The organism is Halorhabdus utahensis DSM 12940 (assembly GCF_000023945.1).
GTDB lineage: Archaea > Halobacteriota > Halobacteria > Halobacteriales > Haloarculaceae > Halorhabdus > Halorhabdus utahensis.
Genome location: NC_013158.1, coordinates 1,009,698 through 1,030,038, shown reverse-complemented (window position 1 = coordinate 1,030,038; position 20,341 = coordinate 1,009,698). Strand labels below are relative to the sequence as shown.

The window sequence follows — 20,341 nt, the reverse complement described above, 5'->3', positions numbered from 1 at the left end:
TCCATTCCCTGTCGCGCTGTGGCCAGCCAAGAGGTGTCGATCATGAGTCTGCTCAAACGCATCGGTGTCGTGGTCGTGGCGATCATAATGGTCCTCTCGATCGCCGGGGCCAGTGCCGCGTTCGCGGTCAACGGGACCGTCCTCGACAGCGACCATCTCACTGATACGTTCGAGGAGGAGGGCGTTTACGCGTCCGTGGCGACGGAGGGGCAGGACCGGATCAGCGACCAACTCAACACGACGCTCGACGAGCGGGCTGACGAGATTCCGGCGGGGATCACGCTGGATTTCGACAGTCGGGCCGCGGCCGAGACAGCGTTGACGGAGGCGTACGTCGACGAGGAGGTTTCGGCCAACGTCGAGCAATTGCTTGCCTATCTGAACGGTGACGCCGAGGAACTCGCCCTGGCGGTCGACCTCGTGCCCGTCAAGGACTCGCTGGGCGAGTACGTCGCGAACGACACCATCGCCGTTGATACGGTCGCTCTAGCGAACGAACGCGGCGTCAACGTGACGACGGCCGGCGTCACGGTCGACAGCGAGATGCTCGTCCGGCTGAACGAAAACCAGGAGGGCTACGAGCAAACCAGGATCCAGCTTCGCTCACAGGCCGTCGAGGGGGCGGACGTTCCGGTTTCGATCGACGCGAACGGCTCCGTCGTCGTCGACACGGAGACGTTCCTCCGAAACACGGAGTTCGAGGCCGAACGCAACGGCGTCACGGTCGACACCGCGATGCTGGTCCGGATGAACGCGAACGAGTCCGGGTACGCGGACGCCCGGGCTGACATTCGTGCCCAAGGACTCGCCCAGGAGGATATCCCGCTCGATATCGCCGAGGACGGGAGTGTCGAGGTCGATACGGTCGATATCGCGCGTGAGGCCAACTTCTCGTCTGATAGCCAGGATGTCTCGATTGACGACGCGATGATCGCCCGGCTGAACGCAAACCAGTCAGGGTACGATGCCGTGCGCGTCGACGTTCGCAGACAGGCCGTCGAGGAGTTCCCAGTGACGCTCGACGAGAACGGCGAGGTCGTGGTCGACACGGTCGATATCGCCCAGGAACAGAACGTCACGGCCGAACAGGACTTCACAGTCGACGACGGGATGATCGCCCGGCTGAACGCAAACCAGTCGGGGTACGACGCCGTGCGCGTCGACGTTCGCAGACAGGCCGTCGAGGAGTTCCCGGTCGACGTCGATGAGAACGGCGCGGTCGTCGTCGATACAGTCGACATCGTCCAGGAACTCGACTTCGCATCCGCCACGCAGCGGATCGACGTCACCGACGACATGATCGAGCGGCTGAACGAGGATTCCGACGGCTACGCGGCGGTTCGGGAGGAAATCCGCGATCAGGTCCGGGAGGATTTACCGTCGTTTGCGACCGCTTCCCAGGTCGATACGGCTCTGGAGGAGATCAACGCCGAACTGAAAGCGAACGCGACTGCGCAGGCGCGGGACAACTACGGCGAGAACGTCTCCGAAGACACGTTCGATGACATCGCCGCACTGCAAAACACGACCATCGACGGGCTGACCGACCCCGATCTCGAGGACTACGACACGTATGCGACCCGCCGAGACTCCGACGAGTCGGCGCTTGCGGACTCGTTCGGTCGCGAACTCGACGACGGACTGCGGGAGGCCAACGAGGAGATGAAAGCCACCGCCGCCGACCAGATCCGCACCGAGTACGGCGACGAGGTCGACAACCAGACAGTCAACAACATCATCGCGCTCCAGAACACGGTCATCGACGGGCTGACTCATCCCGACCTCACCGACTTCGATGAGTACGCCAGCCAGCGTGACGCCGACGAAGCTGCCCTGGGAGACTCCTTCGACCGCGAACTCGACGACGGACTCCTCGAGGCGAACAAGGAGATCAAGGCAGACGCTGCCGAGCAGGCCCGCGACCGGTACGGCGACTCCGTGTCGAACGAGACCCTCGATGACATCGTCGGGCTCCAGAACACGGTCATCGACGGGCTGACTCATCCCGACCTCACCGACTTCGACGAATACGCGAGCCAGCGTGACCAAAACGAGGTCGCCCTGGAACGCTCTCTCACCGCCGAGCTCGAGGATCGACTCCGCGAGGCCAACGAAGAGATCAAAGCCGAGGCTGCCGAGCAAGTTCGTTCGGAGTACGGTGACGCCGTGTCGAACGAGACCCTCGATGACATCGTCGGGCTCCAGAACACGGTCATCGACGGGCTGACCCATCCTGATCTCGACGAGTACAGCGACTACGCGAGCCAGCGTGACGACGCCGAAGCCGCACTCGAAGACTCCTTCGATCGTGAACTCACCACCAAACTCAGCGAGGCCGGCACGGACGTCAAAGCGGACGCTGCCGAGCGGATTCGAAACGAGTTCGGCGATCGGGTTTCCGAAGACACCCTCGATGACGTCGTCGCGCTTCAGAACACGGTCATCGATGGGCTGACCCACCCCGATCTCTCCTATGACGGGTACGCGAGCCAGCGTGACGACGCCGAGGCTGCCCTGGCGGATTCACTCGCTACGGAACTCCGCCAGCGGATCGACGACCGGGTCGACGATCGGATCGAACTCGGGAACGTCACCGGCGAGCTGGCTGACGCCCTGAACACCGCCCGGACCGGTGTCGGGTTGCTCGGGACGCTCACGCTGGTCCTCCCGCTCGTCTTCCTGGCACTGATCGGCGTCGTCTACGCCATCACCCGGTCGATCCACCGCACGGTCGCGACGACGGGCTACTCGTTGCTCGTCGCCGGAATCGTCGGCGCTGCAGTCGGACTCATCGCGCGCGTTCCAGTCCTCGATATCGTCGATACCGCCCTCGAATCGTCCGAAGACGAGCTGTCCGGAACCGGCGTCGGCGAGGCGATCCGAAGCATCATCGAGAGCCTGTTCGGTGCGCTGACAATGCAATCGGTCGTGCTTGCAATCGTCGGCGTCGTGCTCGTCGCGGTCGTCCTCGCCGAGAAGCGTGGCCATCTCGAGGCGCTGAAAGAGCGGGCGCGCGGTTCCTGACCCTTCGCTTTTGAAGCACCGTCCCCGTGCCGAATACACCGTTTCCGGAAGTCACCCGCCAACAGTTAAGTAGCGTCCCGAGCGTTCTGCAAACGATGACCGACGACCCCGAGGAGGGGATGCTCTCCTGGGACGAATCCGTCTTCCGGGACGAGCACGTCTTCGAGATCGACTACGTCCCCGAGACGTTCCGCCACCGCGAGAGCCAGATGGAGAGCCTGAAGTACGCCCTCCGGCCGGCCGTCCGCGGATCCCGGCCACTCAACGTCATCGCCCGCGGGCCGCCGGGGACGGGCAAGACGACGGCGGTCCAGAAACTCTACGGCGAACTCGGCTCCCAGACGGACGTCCGGGTCGCCCGCGTCAACTGTCAGGTCGATTCGACGCGATATGCAGTGTTTTCGCGGCTGTTCGAGAGCGTTTTCGAGTACGAACCGCCGGCCAGCGGCATCTCCTTCAAGAAACTCTTCGGCCAGATCACCGAGAAACTCGTCGACGAGGAGGAGGTCCTGGCCGTCGCCCTGGACGATATCAACTATCTCTTCTACGAAGGTGAGGCCTCCGACACCCTCTACTCGCTCCTTCGCGCCCACGAGGCCCACTCCGGGGCGAAGATCGGCGTGGTCGTCGTCTCCTCGGATCTGGACTTAGACGTCATCGAGGAACTCGACGGTCGCGTCCAGAGCGTTTTCCGCCCGGAGGAAGTCTACTTCCCGAAGTACGACGAACCCGAGATCGTCGACATCCTCGACGAGCGTGTCGAGCGTGGGTTCCACGAAGGCGTCGTCGACGCGCCGATTTTGGACCGCGTCGCCGAACTCACCGCCGACCAGGGCGGGGACCTCCGGGTCGGCATCGACCTGTTGCGCCGGGCGGGGCTGAACGCCGAGATGCGTGCCAGCAAACAGATCGAGCGCGAGGACGTCGAGGCGGCTTTCGAGAAGTCCAAACACGTCCACCTCTCTCGGCATCTCAAGGGACTCTCCGACAGCGAACAGACGCTTTTGGCGGTGATCGCCGACCACGAGGGCGAACTCGCGGGCGACGTCTACGAGACGTTCGCCGAGGAGACCGACCTCGGGTACACCCGGTACTCGGAGATCATCAAGAAACTCGACCAACTCGGCCTCATCGAGACCAGTTACACCAGCGTCGACGGCCGGGGGCGTTCGCGGGAACTCTCCTTGCAGTACGAGCCCGAAGCCATCACGGACCGGCTATAGGGCGGCCCGTCTCGATCCTCGACTGTCCAGCTTTAGTCTTCGACTGTCCTGCCTCATCTTCCCAGCTTTAGTCTTCGACTGTCCTGCCTCAGTCCTCGGTCGCCACGTCGACGGCGTCGCTCTCCTCGGGTGCGTCGATGGCGACGTCGGGTTCTGTGTCGTCGCCGGCCAGTTTCCTGGCGATCAGTGAGACGACGATCGAGACGACCACGCTCGCGACGACGAGGCGACCGACTGAGCTGGCACACCCGTCGCCGTCGGTGGTCTCGTCCGCGGTGGGCGCATCGGTCTCCGGGTTGTCTTCATCGTCGATCGACGGGCCGATTCGCGCGTTATCGAGGTGTACCTCGAACAGTGTTAGGTTTTCTAGGACCATACCCACAGTTCACCCGGGTCGGATATATACCTGCCGTGCGGCGTGACTATCCTGCCGGCCAGAGACGTCGCGTGATCCGGGTTCGCTCGATCGGGTGGCGACGAGGGGCACCCGTTCAGATTCGGAGTCGACGGATCGCCGTCGTGGCGTCTTCGAGTTCGGTATCGCTTCCAGCAGCGACCAGCAGTTGTCCCTCGCCGTGTTCGACCTCGAGTGTCCCCTGGAAGGTCCCGTCCTCGACCGGGATGACCGTCGAGTCGACGGGACTCTTGACGGCCACGACGTTCGCTGTCGTCTCGCCGAAGACTTCGATGGCGTTGCCCCGGAACGTCGTCTCGACCCGGAGGTCGGGACGCTCGGCGTCGTGCAGGCCCCGCTCGCGGAACCGATCGGCGACGATCGCGGGCGTCTCGACGGGTTCGCCGGTATCGAGGCCGTGAGCCAACCGGACGTACTGGGCCATCGCCCAGGCGAGTGGGGTCGCCGCGCCGGTCCCGCCGCCGAACTCCCACCCGTAGTCGGTCTCGACGTCGCGATCCCAGACCTGCTCGGCGATCATCCGTCCCTCGTTTCCGAACTGGGCCATCGACTCCAGACACTCCATTGCCGTCATCTCCGTCTCGGCGAGGAGTTCGTACTCGCCGCGTTCGCCCGTCAGCAGCGGCCACAGCCGCCCTTTCCCCGAATGCTCGACTGACCAGGGCGCACCCTTATCGCCAACCTCGCGCTCGCCGTAGCCGTCGCCGTTGTACCGGTAGAACCCGGCGGCGTCGCCCACGTCGACGCGGATCGTGTCGTCGACTTCCACGAGCGAGTTCTCGATCACGGGATCGTCGGCGGGCGTGATACCCAACCGGACGAGTTCGAGGAAGCCGGCGTCGATGACGTTGCGCTCGTCCAGCGTCGGCCCGTCGTTGGCCAGCGTCCGGAGATAGCCGGCGTCGGGATCCCCGTCGCGGGCGACCCTGACGTAGTACGGTGTCGTCGTGTGCCGGTCGGTCCCAGTCGTCGTCGCGGTCCAGCTCTCGACCGACGCGGCCCACTCGTCGGCGACTGCCTGCCAGACGAGTGCGTCGGCGTCGTGACCGGTCTCGCTCGCGAGGTAACTCGCGGCCGTCAGCCCGGCGATCTCCGTCGCGATCGACGAGGGTGAGTAGCCCGATTCCTCCTCCCAGCGCTCCTGGGCGGTGTCGGGGCCGTTGCGGGCGACGTAGTCGGCCGACCGTGCCACGTTTACGTAGTCGTAGTCAGCCTCCTCGAAGCCCACGCCGCGCTCGTAGAGCTGGGCGGCCATCACCTGCGGGAACGAGATGTTGTCCATCTGCTCGCCGCCCCACCGCGTCCGGCCGTTGACGTAGGTGTTCTGTGGGATGAACCCCGTCTCGTCCTGCTGGAACGCGTAGATGTACTCGAGTTGGCTGGTCGCGATCGCGAGTTCGTCGACCGTCTCGAAGACCGTAAAGACCTGATAGAGGTCACGTGACCACACGAAGTTGTAGCCGTAGCCCTTGGGCTCGTCGGCGTCGACTGCGACCCCCCACGGCACCGACGGCGAGGCGATCGACGCGCCGTGATAGGTCTTGTCCTCGACCGCGAGCAGACTCATCAGCGCAGTCCGGTACTGGGCGGCCAGGTCCTCGTCGTCTGCGATCGCTGCAGGGACGGGCTTGTCGGCCAGGAACGCCGCCCAGGTGTCGTCGTAGGCGGCCTCCGCCATCCCGTAGCCGCGATCGAGGGCCCCGGTCGCCTCGCCGAGTGCTGCCGCCGTGTCGGCGTAGCGAGCGAACCCGAGCGCCAGCGTCTCGACGGTCCGTTCGCCGCTCCCGATCCGACCCAGGAGGACGATGTTCTCGTTGTCGACGTCGTCTTTGGGCGGCGGGAGTTCGCCGTCGGCAAACAGGTCCTTGAGGTGGTCGCTGCCGGCGGCGGCCACCGTCGCCCAGTCGAACCGCGTCGTGGCGGTCATCGCCATCGCGACGGAGTAAGCCTCTCCCTCCTCGTCGACCAGCAGCGGGTCGTCCGTCTCGCCGGTGTAGGCCGTCGGGTCCCGGGCGACGAGGTGATGTGCGCCCGGCTCGCCCAGTCGCAGGCCGCGTTCGGCCGTCCCGGTGTTGGTCAGCGACGTATCGGCGACCGCGAAGAGATCGTAGTCCTCGCCATCGGCTGCCTCGAAGTCCACGTCGGCCAACAGCGCGTCGTGGGCGGGATCGACGGCGTACTCGACGGTGAGTTCCCACTCGTGGCCGCGGCCGTCGCCCGTCTCGACGAAGACGTGCCGGAAGCGCAAGGACTCGTCGTCGAGTGGTTCCACCCGGCGCTCGACCGAATCGTCGGCCCGGCGGGTTTCCCGATGGGTCCGGACGGTGTACTCGCCGTCACTCGACCGGATCAGGAAGTCCAGCGTCCGGAGGTTCATCAGGTCGACTCGCGGGAACCGCACCTCGGTGACTGCGCCCCTGGTCAGCGTACACCAGATCCGGGAGGGGTCGTCCTCGTAGTGATCCGCCGCGGTCAACAGCCCGAACTTCTCGCCGGTCGTCCAGGTCGGCCGCTCGGTTGGTCCCTCGATCTCGGCCGTCGTCGGAAGCGCGTCGGCTTCATCGAGCAACGCGGTCACGTGCAGCCGGAGCGCGTGTGACCAGCCGAGCGGGGCCGCGCTGTCGTGGCTCCCGTCGTCGAACACCTGCTCGGTGAGGTAGCCAGCCGGAGTCGTCAACGGGCCGTCCGCGCTGAACAGATCGTAGAGCTCGCCGGCCCGCTCCAGGAACGACTCGCCGTCGCGACCGTGAGACTCCAGGAGCGTGGCCAGTTGCGCCGCCGCCAGCGCGCCCCAGACCGTCGTCACCGACCAGATCTTCTCCTCGTGTTGGTCGCCACACCGCCACCGGTCGCCCTCGTAGCGGATCAGCCCCGCCACGTCACCGTCCGGATCGCGATGCAGCGTTTCGAGCACGGTCTCGACGTGGGAGACGAGGCGATCGAGACAGTCGTCGTCGATCGCCGCTCCCTCGATGTGATCGTACTCCCGGACGGCGTCGACCAGTGCCAGCGAGGCCGCGTCAGTCCGGCGGTCGGCGTAGTTTTCGTCCAGTCGCATCACGTAACTTTCCGTCTCCTCGTCCCACAGCTGGTCGAGCCCGCCGAACACCGTCTCGGCCGCCTCACGAGCCCGCTCGCGGATCGGCTTTCGGAGTGGGGCTCGTGCGACCGCCGACAACGCCTCGATGTACCTGGCTGCGGTGTGGGTGAACTGACCGACAGCGTCCTCCCAGACGTTCTGGCAGGGTGCCGGGAGGCCGTCGTCGATATTCCGGGTGAGCGCATCGACCGCATCGACGACTGTCTCCCGGACCTCGACGGTCAACTCGTCGTCGAGTTCGCCGTGGCGCTCCCGGAGCAACGTCGCCAGGAACGCCGTGACCGACGCCGTCTGGTCGGCCTGATACTCCAGGGAGTCGTCGTTGTGCTCGACGTTCGCGTTGGCCCATCCCGGCGCGAGCGAGCCGTCGACCGCCCACACGCGGTGGGGCCAGGTGCCGTCGGGCAACTGCTGGCGACAGTGAAAGGCGGCGCTGCGCTCGACGGCCCCGGTCACGTCGAGGCCGAGCCGGTCGCCCGCCGCCAGCAGGTGGGTCGCGATCTCGGCGTCGTCGCGGAACCAGACGTAGCCGTACCCGCCGGAATTGGCGAAGAAGGGGTCGAACTCGGGCGCGGCGATGTGGCCACCGGATCGTGCCTCGAGCAGGTCCAGCACGCGCATATCCGTCCGGACGAGATCCGACCGGGGGACCGACTGCGGGACGGTCACGACGGTTCGGTCCCGCGCCGCCGCTCGCAAGCTGTCCGCACTGTCGTGTTCCAGCGCACAGGTCCGCAAGTCAGCGAGTGCCGTTCCGCGATCGATCTCGTCGTGGTCGGACAACTGACTCACCAGCGTCGTCCGGGATCCCCGTCCGACCTCCTCCAGGGGCGCGCTCACCAGGAAGTCGCCACTGAGTCGCGTCTGGTCGTAGGCCCGCGTGACCGACCCGCGGGGGAACTCGACGGGCGCGTCGTCGACGATCTCCTCGAATTGTTCGGGACGCTGGCCGCGCACCGAGTCCAGCCCGGTCGAGGCCGCTAGGTAGTCGTGCTCCCGGCGGTGGTACACTTCCAAGGCCTGGGTGCCGTCGGGCCCGCCGTCGTTGTGAATCAGCGCGCCGACACCGCCTTCCTTGCCCTCGGGGGCCAGCGTGATGAACGCCACCAGCCGGGCCTGGGCGGGGATCGAGCCCCGCAGTTCGACGTGCGTGACGTGGGCGCGCCCCAGCGTCAGGTCGTACTGGTGGATGGTGTAGGACCCGGCGTCGTACTCCGTCTCGACGAGGCGCGTATCACGATAGTAGTGCTGGCGGATCGTCTCGAGGTCGGCAAACCACGTGATCCCGTCGGGCGTTTCGATCCCGAGGCGCGACCGGTCGACGCCGTACAGCCCCGACAGTGGCGACGAGTAATCCCGCACCGAACCGTCCGGCCGGACGTGGACCAGACGGTCTTCGTACCCCGAGAACGCCCCCCTGGCCGTTCTACTCTCTTCAGGAAAGCGCTCGTCACGAGACCGCTTGAACTCGTTGAGCGCTGTCGTCAGCCGCATGCCTTCCCCAAACGGGTGTGAGCGGATAAACCCATTCCCTGCCGAAAAGATCGCGTCGATTCACTGGTGAACCCATCGCGTGTGGCTACTGGCCGGTGGATCCACCGCGAGGGAGCTACCCCTTGATCGTCTCCGACTCGGCCGGCACGACGAGAACGTTGTCGACCCGCAGTCCCCCCTCGCCAGTTCCGACAGCCTTCCCGGACACTGCGTCGGTCGTCCCGGTCGCTATCGGTAGTTCGACTGTCGCCGTCTCCGGCCCGAAGTTCAGGACGACGACGACGGCATCGTCGCCACGAACGCGTCCGAACGCGACGACACGGTCGGCCGCACCCGACTGAACGGTCCACTCGATGCGATGGAGTGTCGCGGCCGATTCCAGCGCCGTCACGTCGCGACGCGCCGCCGCGAGCTGTCGGACGTGCGCCTGGAGGTCCTCGTCGGCGTGTTCCCACGCGAGGTCGTCGCGCTTGCCGCGCTGGCCGAACTCCTGGCCGGCGTACACCAGTGGGGACCCCGGCAGCGTGAACAGCGCGCCCGTGGCGGCACGGGCGGCCGCACGACCACATTCGACAAGATAGCGCGTCTCGTCGTGGTTCTCCGCGTACAGCATGAACCCGGCATGTGGCGGAAAGCCGATCGCTGCGCGTTCGTCGACAGCATCGAGCACTTCCGCGGCCGGCGCGCCGTTGCCCACCCGACGCAGCGCCGCGTACGTGGTCGAGTCGAAGTGCATGTCGAAACACCCGCCCTGGAAGTCCGGAATGTACGGGATCGTCTCGTCGAGTAGCAGGAACTCGCTGTCGATGGCTTTCGCCCGGTCGTGGACCTCCCGCCAGAAGTTGTTCGGCACGGCCCACGCCATGTCGATCCGGAAGCCGTCGACCAGTGGGGCCCACTGATCGATCGCGTCGAGGAGGTGTCGCCGGACCGGCAGGTGCGTGAAGTCGAAGTTCGCGATGTGCTCCCACTCGAAGTACGTCTCGGGCTCGCCGGGGCCGCGCCACTCGTACCACTCGTGGTACTCGCTGTCCGGATCGGCGACGGCCGCCTGGAAGTGCGGATGGGTTCGCGCGGAGTGATTGCACACGAGGTCGAACAGGACGTTCATCCCGCGGTCGTGGGCGGCCGCGATGAGGCGCTCGTAATCGGCCCGTGACCCAAGATCCTCGGCGATCGAGAAGAAGTCCGTGATGTTGTACCCGTGGGGCGCGTGGTCGTTCTCCAGGACCGGCGTCAGCCAGAGGGTATCCACTCCGAGGGACTCGATGTAGTCCAGCCGGTCGACGATCGCGTCGAAGGCCGAGCGCTCGGTTTCCCCCTCGCCCGCAGCCGCTCCATCGCCACCGCTCCGCTGATCACCTGCCTGGCCCGCGAAGGTCCGGACGTAGATCTCGTAGATGATCGTGTCCTCGGCCCACGCGGGTGGCTCGTAGATGTGACTGGCAGTCACGCTCCCATCCGTGACTGCCGACCCGGTCGGGTCCTCCCGCGCGAACTCGACGGCGTCCGGGACGCTGTAGCCTCGATCCCCGACCGAGACGGCGTGCACCCGTAGTCTGTCGTCGATCGCCGAGAGCGGAACCCGGAGCTCGGTCTCATCGATGGTCACCGCCTCGCGGTCGACATTGTCCCGGTCGTCGAGCAGAAATTCGACGGCCAGGTCGGCCGACGTCTCCGGTCCGTCGGGATGCGGGAGCGGATCGGCCCGGACGACGGCTTCGTCCCCCTCGATCGCGGGTTCGAGGGTGAGCCGGGGTCGGCCCCCGTCACCGGTTACGGCGTCGGCGCGAGCACTGCCCGATCGACCGCCCGATCCGGATCCCCCGCTCTCGAATCCACTCTCGCCCGCCGAAACGCCCGATGCCCCGGAGACGCCGCCCGTCGAGGGGGTCAGTTCCGACGCGAACGCGCGAACGGTGAGGTCGTGGCCGCCGTCGGGGGCCGCGAGGTGAACGACGTAGGTTCCCGCGACGTCGGGTTCGAGATGCTCGACGGGGTCGTCGCCGACGGTCGCTGTCGATCCGTCCGGTCGGGCGGTCACGTCCCACGCGTAGGTCGCTTCCGGGTCCGGATCGCGGGGGGCGAGTTCGATTGCTTCGCCGACGGCGACGAAGTGGGGTGGGCCGGGGTGATGCATTCGTATCTAGAGCGTCGGTGACCGGTGCCTTTGTCCTTGTGGTGTTGACATATTTTCCGCGCCCCCTCGTCAGAACGCTTAAGGCCGAACTCGCCGGACCTGTGGGTATGTCTCAGGGTGCTCGCGGCGGTGGGCCGCCGATCAACGTCACCACCGAGTTCGAGGACGGCCGAACGGTGGTCACGGTCACCGGGAACCGGAACGTGGCAGTCGTCGTCAATTCCGTGTCGGGCGAACGCGTCTATCTGCCCCCCGAGGAGGGCGAACACGACGGCGAGCCCAGCCCGTATCGGCCAACCGGGGACAGCGACAGTGCGACCGCGGGGAGCAGCGGCGACAGCCCCTACGAAGGGATTCAGGACGACAGTCCATACGGATCACGCCGCCAGCCTGACGTCGCACTCGGAGTCAACCCGACGGCCGACGGGTTTCGGGTGGTCCACCCCGAACCCGCCGATGACGTTCGGATTCTGCGATAGAAGCCTCGAGACGCGTCCTCACTCCGCAAGGAGCTCGTGGTAGAACGCGACGTGCTCGTCGGCGACCGTGTCCCACGTTCGTTCCTCGTAATCTGGGAGCGGGCCGGCGTCGAGCGCTTGCCTGATACCGTTCGCGATCGATTTCGAGTCCGGTTCAACCTCGACGATACACCCCTCGGGCAGGACCTCGGCCGCCCCCGACTCGCAGGCGACGACGCGGGTTCCGACCGACAGTGACTCGACGATCGTGATGCCAAAGGGCTCCGAGAGCGACGGCGAGACGAACAGATCCGCGCTCTCGTAGTAATCGCCGAGTTCGCTCTCGGGCACGTATCCGACGAACTTGACCATCTCCTCGACGCCCAGAATATCGACGAACCGCCGCAAGCGGTCGGTCAGGTGGCCGGTGCCGCCGACGACGAGCGTCACCTCTCCTGGCTCGAACCGATCCATGGCGTAGACGAGGTGTTCGATTCCCTTCTGGTGAGTGTGCCGGCCGACGAAAAACAGCATGGCTCCATCAATGTCGAGTTCGGCTTTGACATCCCGGCCGGTCGTCTCGACCGCGGAGAAGCCGTTGTAGATCACCCGCGAATCGCCGTTGTACTGCTCGCGAACTGACTGGCGGACGAGTTCACTCACGGCGATGAGGTGGTCAGCCCCCTCGACGATGCGTTGCTCGGTCTGGCGTTCGCGATCGGGTGGGTTCCGGTTGCGATCGCTCGTCAGCGAGTGAAACGTCGTCACCCACGTACAGTCGTGGCTCCGACAGGCGCGCGACCCCGGCCCGTAGCCGAACCAGTCGTGGGTGTGAACGATGTCGGCGTCGGCTGCCCGGTCGGCGAACTCGCCCGCGAGCCGGTTGATGCGGTCCGCGACGTCACCCTCGCCCGTCGGCACGCCGTAGATCCCGTCGCGATCCGGTGCGTATTCGGCTGGCAATACCAGTTCGATCTCGATGTCGTCGCGGGGTTCGAACTGCTCGAACAGTTCCCCGACAGCTGTATCGAGACCGCCACTCACGTTCGGCGGGAATCCCCAGCCGAGCATCAGCACCTTCGGTACCATCTGGTGCGTTCTTGTGAATGGATTTACTTACCTGTTGGCTCCGTTCTCCCGAGAGTGTCAGACAATGTTGCCCGTTGGCGGCAAACGCACTGTCTCTTCCCGCGCAAGGAACTTATCCCACCCGTGAAAAGAGTCCCGCATGTCCTTCGACCGGCAAAGCGGCGTTTTCCTGCATCTCACCTCGCTGCCCAGCCCGCACGGGATCGGCGACCTCGGTGACGGCGCGCGGACGTTTTTGGACTTCCTGGAGCGTGCCGAGCAATCGCTGTGGCAGTTCTGTCCCGTCACGCCGACCCGTGGCGTCCACGGCCACTCGCCGTACGCCTCTCCCTCGGCGTTCGCCGGCAACCCGCTCCTCGTCGACCTGACCGCCCTCGTCGAACGGGGATGGCTCGACGAGGAAACACTCGAGAACCCGCCGGGCGACCCACGTACAGTCCAGTACGACACTGTGACTGATTTCAAGCGTGAACGTCTCAGCGCGGCCTTCGACGGGTTCGAGGCGAGCGCCGAGGCGGACGACCGGGCGGCCTTCGAGGCGTTCCGTGAGCGCGAAGCCACGTGGCTCAGGGACTATACCCTGTTCACCGCGCTGAAAGCGGCCTACGACGGGGTGCCCTGGCCCGAGTGGCCGGCCGACCTCGCCGGACGCGACCCTCCGGCACTCGAGGCCGCGCGGGAGACCCATGCCGAGGCGATCCGGTATCACGCGTTCGTCCAGTGGCTCTTCGACGAGCAGTGGCGCGCGCTGCGGGCGGCGGCCGACGAGCGTGGTATCTCACTCGTCGGCGACCTCCCGATCTACGTCGCCTGGGACTCGGCGGACGTCTGGGCGAACCCCGAGGCCTTCGAACTCGACGACGAGGGGGGGCCGACCGCGGTCGCGGGTGTCCCGCCGAATCCCGGCGACGATGGTCAGCGCTGGGGCAACCCGGTCTACGACTGGGAGACGCTCCGGGCCGAGGACTATGGCTGGTGGCGCGACCGGCTGGACCGACTGCTCTCGCTGGTTGATATCGCCCGCATCGACCACTTCAAGGCCTTCGACGAGTACTGGGCCATCCCGGCCGACGCCGACGACCCTGCCGCCGGCGAGTGGCGACCCGGACCCGGCGCGGACTTCTTCGAGACGATCCGGGCCGAACTCGGGGAGTTGCCGTTCGTCGTCGAGGATCTGGGCTTTCTCGACGAGAGCATGGTTGCACTCCGGGATCGCTTCGAGTTTCCGGGGATGCGCGTCCCGCAGTACGCCGACTGGTGTCGGGAGGGCCACCGCTACAAACCGACGGTCTATCCGGACCACTGCGTCGGCTACACGTCGACGCACGACACGGACACTGCGGTGGGATTCTACGAGAAGCTCTCGGCCGAGCAACGCGATTGCCTCGAATACGCGCTGGCGACCGACGGGGATTCGATCGCCTGGGATCTGATCGAGGCCGTCTGGCACTCCGACGCGGCCCTGGCGATGACGACAGTGCCGGATCTGCTCGAACGCGGGAGCGATGCCCGACTGAACCAGCCGGGTACCGGCGAGGGCAATTGGACCTGGCGGGTGACTGCCGACGAACTCGACGCGGACACCGCTGATCGGCTGGCAGCAGTCACGCGCGCGTCCCTCCGGTAGCCCCCGATCGATTTCCGTCGCGCGATCACTCGGAGTCGCGATGTTGTTCCCACACCCAGGGGTCCGGTGGCGTCTGCGTGAGTGAGGTGTGGGCCCCGATCTGGGCGTTCGAGAGGTTGACGTCTTCGAGTTCGGTCTCCTGGTCGATGAGCGAGGAGACGATCCGGCACCGATCGAGTGTCGCGTCCGGGAAGACGACCGACCGTTCGAGCTTCGAGTCGACCACCGTCGCGCCGTCCATGACGTGGACGTTCTCGCCGAGGTCCGATCCCTCGACCGTCGCGTCGGGATGGACGAGCGTCCCGCCGTCGAGGTACCACGAGACGGCATCGAGGTACCCGTCGGGGGTCCCGATGTCGAACCAGGCTCCCTCGAAGGGGAAGGCGTACACCGGTTCGCGGTCGATGAGCCACTGGATGAACCAGCCGGGTTCGTCAGGGTTGTTCTCGCCGGTGAGGTACGTATCGAAGAGCCCGATCGTCTCCGCGGGGAAGGCATAGCACGCGATGGAGACGAGCGTGCTCGCCGGATCGTCGGGTTTCTCCTGGAACTCGACAACCCGGTCGTCGTCGACATCGATCACGCCGTACTGCGTTGCACTCTCCAGGTCGCCGACATCGTAGGCGGCGATCGTCGGGCCGTTGTTGGCCTCGAAGGCGTCGATGAACGCCGAGATGTCGAAGCTGATCAGGTTGTCGCCCGCGATCACCAGCGTATCGCTGTCGATCCCCTCGCGCTCGACGAGTTCGCCCAGCGCGCCGACGACGCCGAACTTCTCGTCCTCCGCCCGGGCCTCCTCGACCGAGACGCGTGGCTTCTCGAAGGGCGAGTCGGCCAGGTGGTTGCGGAACTCGTCGGCGAACTCCTCGTTGGTCGAGACGTAGACGTCCTCGATCCGGTCGTCGGCTTCGAGTTCGCGGAAGATGCGATCGATGACTGTCGTGTCACCGATCGGGAGGAACATCTTCGGCCGATTGCGGGTGATCGGCCACAGTCGCGTCGCGAACCCACCAGCCAGTACAACAGCGTCCATATCGTGACACACAATATCAACCTACTTCTGTGTGCCGGTGACCGCAACGTTTGTTCGCGTGTCGAGTCCGGCCTACGCTTCGAACGCGAAGCGCTCGGTATCGACGATGTCATCGGCCGCATGGCCGACCATGAGATCGAATTCGCCGGGTTCGGCGGCCCACGCTTCCTCGGCAGTCCAGAACGCCAGGTCGCTCTCCTCGATCTCGACCGTGACGGTCGCTGATTCGCCCGGTTCGAGATCCACTGTCTCGAAGGCGATCAGTTCTTTCTCCGGCCGTGACCGACTGCCGACGAGGTCATGGACGTACCACTGGACAACGTCACGCCCCGCGACATCGCCGGTGTTCTCGACGGTGACGCTCGCTTCGAGCGTCGCACCGGGCACGAGGGTGTCCGTCGACAGCGAGAGGTCGCTATAGGCAAAGTCGGTGTAGCTCTCGCCGTGGCCGAAGGCGTACAGCGGTTCGTTGGGCACGTCGAGATATGCCGAGACGTACTCCTCCTCGCGTTCGGCCTGGTCCGCCGGTCGGCCCGTCGGCAGTCGGTCGTGAGCGACCGGGATCTGGCCCTCGGTGTAGGGGACACTCATCGGCAGGTGACCACCGGGGGAGGTGTCGCCGGCGAGCACTCGGGCGACCGCCGGGCCTGCTTCGGTGCCCGGATGCCAGATGTCCAGAATGACCGGGAGGTGCTCGTCGAGCCACTCGACCGCCAGCGGGCGGCCGTTCATCAGCAGCGCGACCACCGGCGTTCCGGTGTCGTGGAGGGCTTCCAGCAGCCGACGCTGCTCGTCGGGCAGATCGACGTGCGCCCGACTCGCAGCCTCGCCGGTCATGTCTGCTGGCTCGCCGACGACGCACACGACCACGTCCGACGCCTCGGCGACTTCGCGGGCGTCAGCCAGCGTTTCGTCGGTCACCTCGCCCGGCAGGTCGTAGCCAGCCGCGTAGGGAACGCCGTCGAAGTGATCGTCCAGTCCCGCGCGGATCGTGGTCACGTCCTCGGGATCGCCGCCCCACGCCCACGCGCCGAGGGTGTCCTCGTCGCTGTCGGCCAGTGCACCGACGACTCCGACCTCAGCGTCGTCCTCGAGCGGGAGGACGCCCTCGTTTTTCAGCAGGACGAACGATCGTTCGGCGACCTCCCGGGCAGTCTCGCGTTGTTCGTCCGTGCGAGTGACGGCTTCACGCCGATCCTCGTCGAAGTACTGATACGGGTCCTCGAAGAGACCGAGGAGGCCTTTCATCCAGAGGACGCGCGCGACGGCGTCGTCGAGTCGCGACTCGGGCACCTCGCCGTCGCGGACGAGCTCGGGCAGCTCCTCGAGCAGGACTTCACTCACCATGTCGACGTCCGACCCGGCCAGCATGGCGCGTTTGGCGGCCTCGCGTTCGTCCGCCGCGACACCGTGTGGCATTTGCTCACCGAAGGAGTCCCAATCGGACACCATTGCGCCCTCGAATCCCCACTCGCCCTTGAGGACGCCCGAGACCAGACTCTCGTTACCGCTCGCAGGGATTCGCTCGATGGTATTGAACGCGTTCATGACCGTCGCGACGCCCGTCTCGACCGCGGCTTCGAACGGCGGGAGATGCCTGTCTCGGAGCGCCGTCTCGGAGACGTTGACGGTGTTGTAGTCCCGCCCGGCCTCGCTCGCGCCGTACCCGGCGAAGTGCTTCGCGCAGGCGAGCATTGTGTCGGTATCAGCGAGATCATCGCCCTGGAATCCCCGGACGCGCGCCCGGGCGAACGCACTCCCGAGGACGGGGGACTCGCCCGACCCTTCCATGACCCGGCCCCACCGTGGGTCCCGGGAGACGTCGACCATCGGGGCGAACGTCCAGTGGTGGCCGTCGGCGCTGGCTTCCGTCGCGGCGACGCGTTCCGCTCGCTCGGCGAGGTCCGGTTCCCAACTGGCTGCCTGGCCCAGCGGCGTCGGGAACACCGTCCGGTAGCCATGGATGACGTCGAAAGCCATCACCAGCGGGATGCCGAGTCTGGATTCCTCGACGGCGATCTCCTGGAGGTGCCGCTTTGCATCGAGTCCCTGTGCATTGAGTACGGATCCGACCTCCCCATCGGCGATCGCCGTTTCGAGATCGTCGGTGTCGTCTTCCGACCCCGTGACAAAACTGACCGACCGCTGGTTTAGCTGCCCGACTTTTTCCTCGATGGTCATCGCTGCGAGCAGTTCCTCGACTCGCTCGGCAATAGCCTCGCGTCGCTGCTCGTCCACGTATTCGGTGAGCGCCGTGTTGCTGACTCCTGTCATTGTTCGAACGCACTCGACCGAGCTATTTCAATCTTTGTAGAACAATTTCATCCATCCCGAATCGCATGTCGAAACCATTCAGCGCCCGGCTGGCCGGCCGTCATTCGAAAGACGGCCCGTGCCGCGAGCAGGGCGATCGCAATTTCGAGGCCGCCGACCGCGACGAACGCCGGGAGATAGCCAAAGACGCCGGAAACGACGCCACCGAGGAGGAAGCCGGTCAGCATGCCTAGACTGCCAAAGACGTTGAACCCGCCCATGGCCGCGCCGCGTTCGCTCGCCGGAACGAGGTCAGTCACGAGCGCCATCGTTGCCGGTGAGACCGCCGCGCCACAGATGCCGACGACGACCATGAGGAGCGCGGCGAGTGCGTACACCGGGGCGAGCCCGACAGCGATAATCGCCACTCCGTAACAGAGCGATCCGGCGACGACGGGCACGAACCGGCCGATCCGATCCGAGAGGTTCCCCATCGGGTACTGGAGCGCGGCGAACGGGAGGAAAAACAGCGCGAGTGTCACCCCGGCCAGTGCGGGCCCAACGTCGAAGGCGTCACGGAAGTACGCTACGCCGGCCAGCGCGAAGAAGCCGGCTGTCAGGCGGTCGATGTACCCGAACGCGTAGGGGACGAGCAGTGCTGGACGGGTACGGATGCGAGCGAAGACGGTCTCGAGGGCTAGCCCACCGCCGACGCCCCGGTCCGGGACCGTCGCTGCCAGCAGTGCCGCCCCTGCGAGGACAACTGCCCCGGCGTAGAGTGGGGCGAGCGGATCCAGCGTCGCGAGTCCCCCGCCGACGATCGAGCCAAGCGCCGCGCCGAAGCCGATCGCCGTCCCCGCTGCTCCCATGTTTCTGCCGTGCCCTCCGGCGAGATCCATCAGCTTCGTGATCGACAACGAGAACGCCCCGATCGTGAACCCGCCGCCGATCACCCGTAGCACGAGCACCACGTCGAAGCTACCGCCGAGACCTGGTACCGCCGCGACGGCGAGGTAACTCACCGCTCCACCGGCCGCCCCGGCGACGACCAGTGGCGTCCGTCGACCGAGTGCGTCACTGAGCAATCCCCAGAGGACGGCCATCCCGACGAAGGCTCCGAACTCCGCAACGAGAAACCAGGTTCCGGCGAGGAGGTGGTCGCCGCCACCCAGTGCGATCACGGTGTCTTCGAGGCCAGGGTAGAGCAGTACCTGCGAGACCAGCACTGCCCAGACGACCACCGCGAGCCGCGTCCGCTCGGTCATGGGTCCGGACACGTGTCCATCCCCAATCGCCGCTCGCACACCTGTGAGAATCTGTCTCCGACCATCGTTTCGGTCCGCTCGACCAACGACCGCATTACCCGCATCGACGGGCCCGATAGCCTTCAATGATCGGCCCGGTTCCGGCTACTGCTCACCACCGGCTCAGTCGCCACTGTCCCGATCCGGACGACGGACGTCGATGTTTCGCTACAGCGAGACTGGATCGTGCCACTCGGCGTCCGGGATCGGCGGATCGCGGTCGCTGTAGTACTTCCGACCGATCGCGCCCTCGCTTACCGACGAGAGGACCGTCTGGCGTGCCTCCTCTCGGGTCCGGAGTTCCCCGGCGTTACACCGCCCGATCGCCTCCGCGACCGTCTCCTCGCCGACCTGGAACGTGATCACGCGGTCGCCACAGGTCTCGACGACGTCCGCACAGTCTGTCGGATACGAGATGTCCTCGAGGGCCCGTTCGATATTGAGGTACATCACAGTCGAGTTGCTCTGACGTGTTCATTGACACCATGCCCCTATATTTTGGGATTTTATATTCGATATTGACATGTGCCCGAGATTGCTCGTTTGCCGGACGCGTAAGTTATTATCCATCCCCGAGAGCTATCATGGAGAGATGACTGCTGAAATAGGCGATGTTGACGGGGTGCGGCGGGGAGACGACACGCGGATTCACCTCGCGTCCTGGGGTGACCGGTTTTTCGCGTGGCTGATCGACATCCTTCTCGTCGGGGCCGTGATCTCGACGCTCGGCGACATCGCCGGCGTCTACTCCCTCTCCGTCGGTGACGTCTCGATGACACTCCCTCTCCTGAGCGTCAACGGCCTCGGCTTCTGGCTCTACTGGACCGTCCTGGAAGGCTACGGCGGGCAATCCGCCGGGAAACTTGTCATGAACATCGCCGTGACTGACGAGCGCGGTGAGGACATCGACTACGTGACAGCGGCCATCCAGGCCTTCGGAAAAGCGTTCCTCCTCCCACTCGACGTCCTGATCGGCTGGCTCGCGATGGGCGGCGAGTACGTCCGCGTGTTCAACAAGCTCTCGCGGACGATCGTGATCGAGCGTGGCGAAAGCGAACCCACGGGCGTCGAGTACGTCACGCCGGAGTGAGGGATTCGCGGGATTCGAACCGTCTGAAAGCTCGCTCCGCTCGCTTTCCCTGATTCGAATCATCGTAGATACGTCTCGCTCACGAGTTTGT

General features: G+C 65.9%; 13 protein-coding genes. 5 read left to right on the top strand and 8 right to left on the bottom strand.

Annotated elements, in window-relative coordinates; all coding sequences use genetic code 11:
- Window positions 1-42: 42 nt before the first annotated feature.
- Window positions 43-3,024 (top strand): hypothetical protein, encoded by a 2,982-nt coding sequence (locus HUTA_RS05175; RefSeq protein WP_015788815.1) that lies wholly within the window; start codon window positions 43-45, stop codon window positions 3,022-3,024.
- A gap of 95 nt (window positions 3,025-3,119) precedes the next feature.
- A complete protein-coding gene (locus tag HUTA_RS05170; protein ID WP_015788814.1) occupies window positions 3,120-4,247 on the top strand; it encodes an ORC1-type DNA replication protein in 1,128 nt (375 codons plus the stop codon).
- A gap of 88 nt (window positions 4,248-4,335) precedes the next feature.
- Here HUTA_RS05170 and HUTA_RS05165 read toward each other — a convergent pair whose 3' ends face one another.
- The 3 genes from HUTA_RS05165 to malA form a co-directional block, all read right to left on the bottom strand.
- The gene (locus tag HUTA_RS05165; RefSeq protein ID WP_015788813.1) at window positions 4,336-4,623 is read right to left on the bottom strand and encodes a hypothetical protein; all 288 of its coding nucleotides are present in this window, start codon (window positions 4,621-4,623) and stop codon (window positions 4,336-4,338) included.
- Between the two features lie 115 nt (window positions 4,624-4,738).
- On the bottom strand, window positions 4,739-9,256 hold the full coding sequence (locus HUTA_RS05160) for a glycoside hydrolase family 15 protein (RefSeq protein WP_015788812.1): 4,518 nt from the start codon (window positions 9,254-9,256) through the stop codon (window positions 4,739-4,741).
- Between the two features lie 115 nt (window positions 9,257-9,371).
- Window positions 9,372-11,396 carry an alpha-amylase MalA gene (gene malA / locus HUTA_RS05155; RefSeq protein WP_015788811.1) on the bottom strand — a complete coding sequence of 675 codons (2,025 nt, stop codon included), beginning with the start codon at window positions 11,394-11,396 and terminating at the stop codon, window positions 9,372-9,374.
- 107 nt (window positions 11,397-11,503) lie between these two features.
- Between malA and HUTA_RS05150 the strand changes: the two genes are divergently transcribed.
- Complete coding sequence (locus tag HUTA_RS05150) at window positions 11,504-11,875, top strand: DUF7510 family protein (RefSeq protein WP_015788810.1); 372 nt, start codon at window positions 11,504-11,506, stop codon at window positions 11,873-11,875.
- Window positions 11,876-11,893: 18 nt separating this feature from the next.
- Here the strand turns inward: HUTA_RS05150 and HUTA_RS05145 are convergent, their stop codons facing one another.
- Window positions 11,894-12,943 carry a glycosyltransferase family 4 protein gene (locus tag HUTA_RS05145; RefSeq protein ID WP_015788809.1) on the bottom strand — a complete coding sequence of 350 codons (1,050 nt, stop codon included), beginning with the start codon at window positions 12,941-12,943 and terminating at the stop codon, window positions 11,894-11,896.
- Window positions 12,944-13,082: 139 nt separating this feature from the next.
- Between HUTA_RS05145 and malQ the strand changes: the two genes are divergently transcribed.
- Entirely contained in the window at window positions 13,083-14,570 is a 1,488-nt protein-coding gene (gene malQ / locus HUTA_RS05140; RefSeq protein ID WP_015788808.1) for a 4-alpha-glucanotransferase, read from the top strand.
- A gap of 25 nt (window positions 14,571-14,595) precedes the next feature.
- Here the strand turns inward: malQ and HUTA_RS05135 are convergent, their stop codons facing one another.
- The 4 genes from HUTA_RS05135 to HUTA_RS05120 form a co-directional block, all read right to left on the bottom strand.
- Entirely contained in the window at window positions 14,596-15,603 is a 1,008-nt protein-coding gene (locus HUTA_RS05135) for a sugar phosphate nucleotidyltransferase (RefSeq protein ID WP_015788807.1), read from the bottom strand.
- Window positions 15,604-15,675: 72 nt separating this feature from the next.
- Window positions 15,676-17,877 (bottom strand): beta-glucosidase BglX, encoded by a 2,202-nt coding sequence (gene bglX / locus HUTA_RS05130; RefSeq protein ID WP_015788806.1) that lies wholly within the window; start codon window positions 17,875-17,877, stop codon window positions 15,676-15,678.
- Between the two features lie 47 nt (window positions 17,878-17,924).
- Window positions 17,925-19,121 carry an MFS transporter gene (locus HUTA_RS05125; protein ID WP_015788805.1) on the bottom strand — a complete coding sequence of 399 codons (1,197 nt, stop codon included), beginning with the start codon at window positions 19,119-19,121 and terminating at the stop codon, window positions 17,925-17,927.
- A gap of 207 nt (window positions 19,122-19,328) precedes the next feature.
- Complete coding sequence (locus HUTA_RS05120; protein WP_015788804.1) at window positions 19,329-19,610, bottom strand: DUF5789 family protein; 282 nt, start codon at window positions 19,608-19,610, stop codon at window positions 19,329-19,331.
- Window positions 19,611-19,752: 142 nt separating this feature from the next.
- Here HUTA_RS05120 and HUTA_RS05115 point away from each other — a divergent pair, with 142 nt between their 5' ends.
- Entirely contained in the window at window positions 19,753-20,250 is a 498-nt protein-coding gene (locus HUTA_RS05115) for an RDD family protein (protein WP_015788803.1), read from the top strand.
- The last annotated feature ends 91 nt before the right edge of the window (window positions 20,251-20,341 follow it).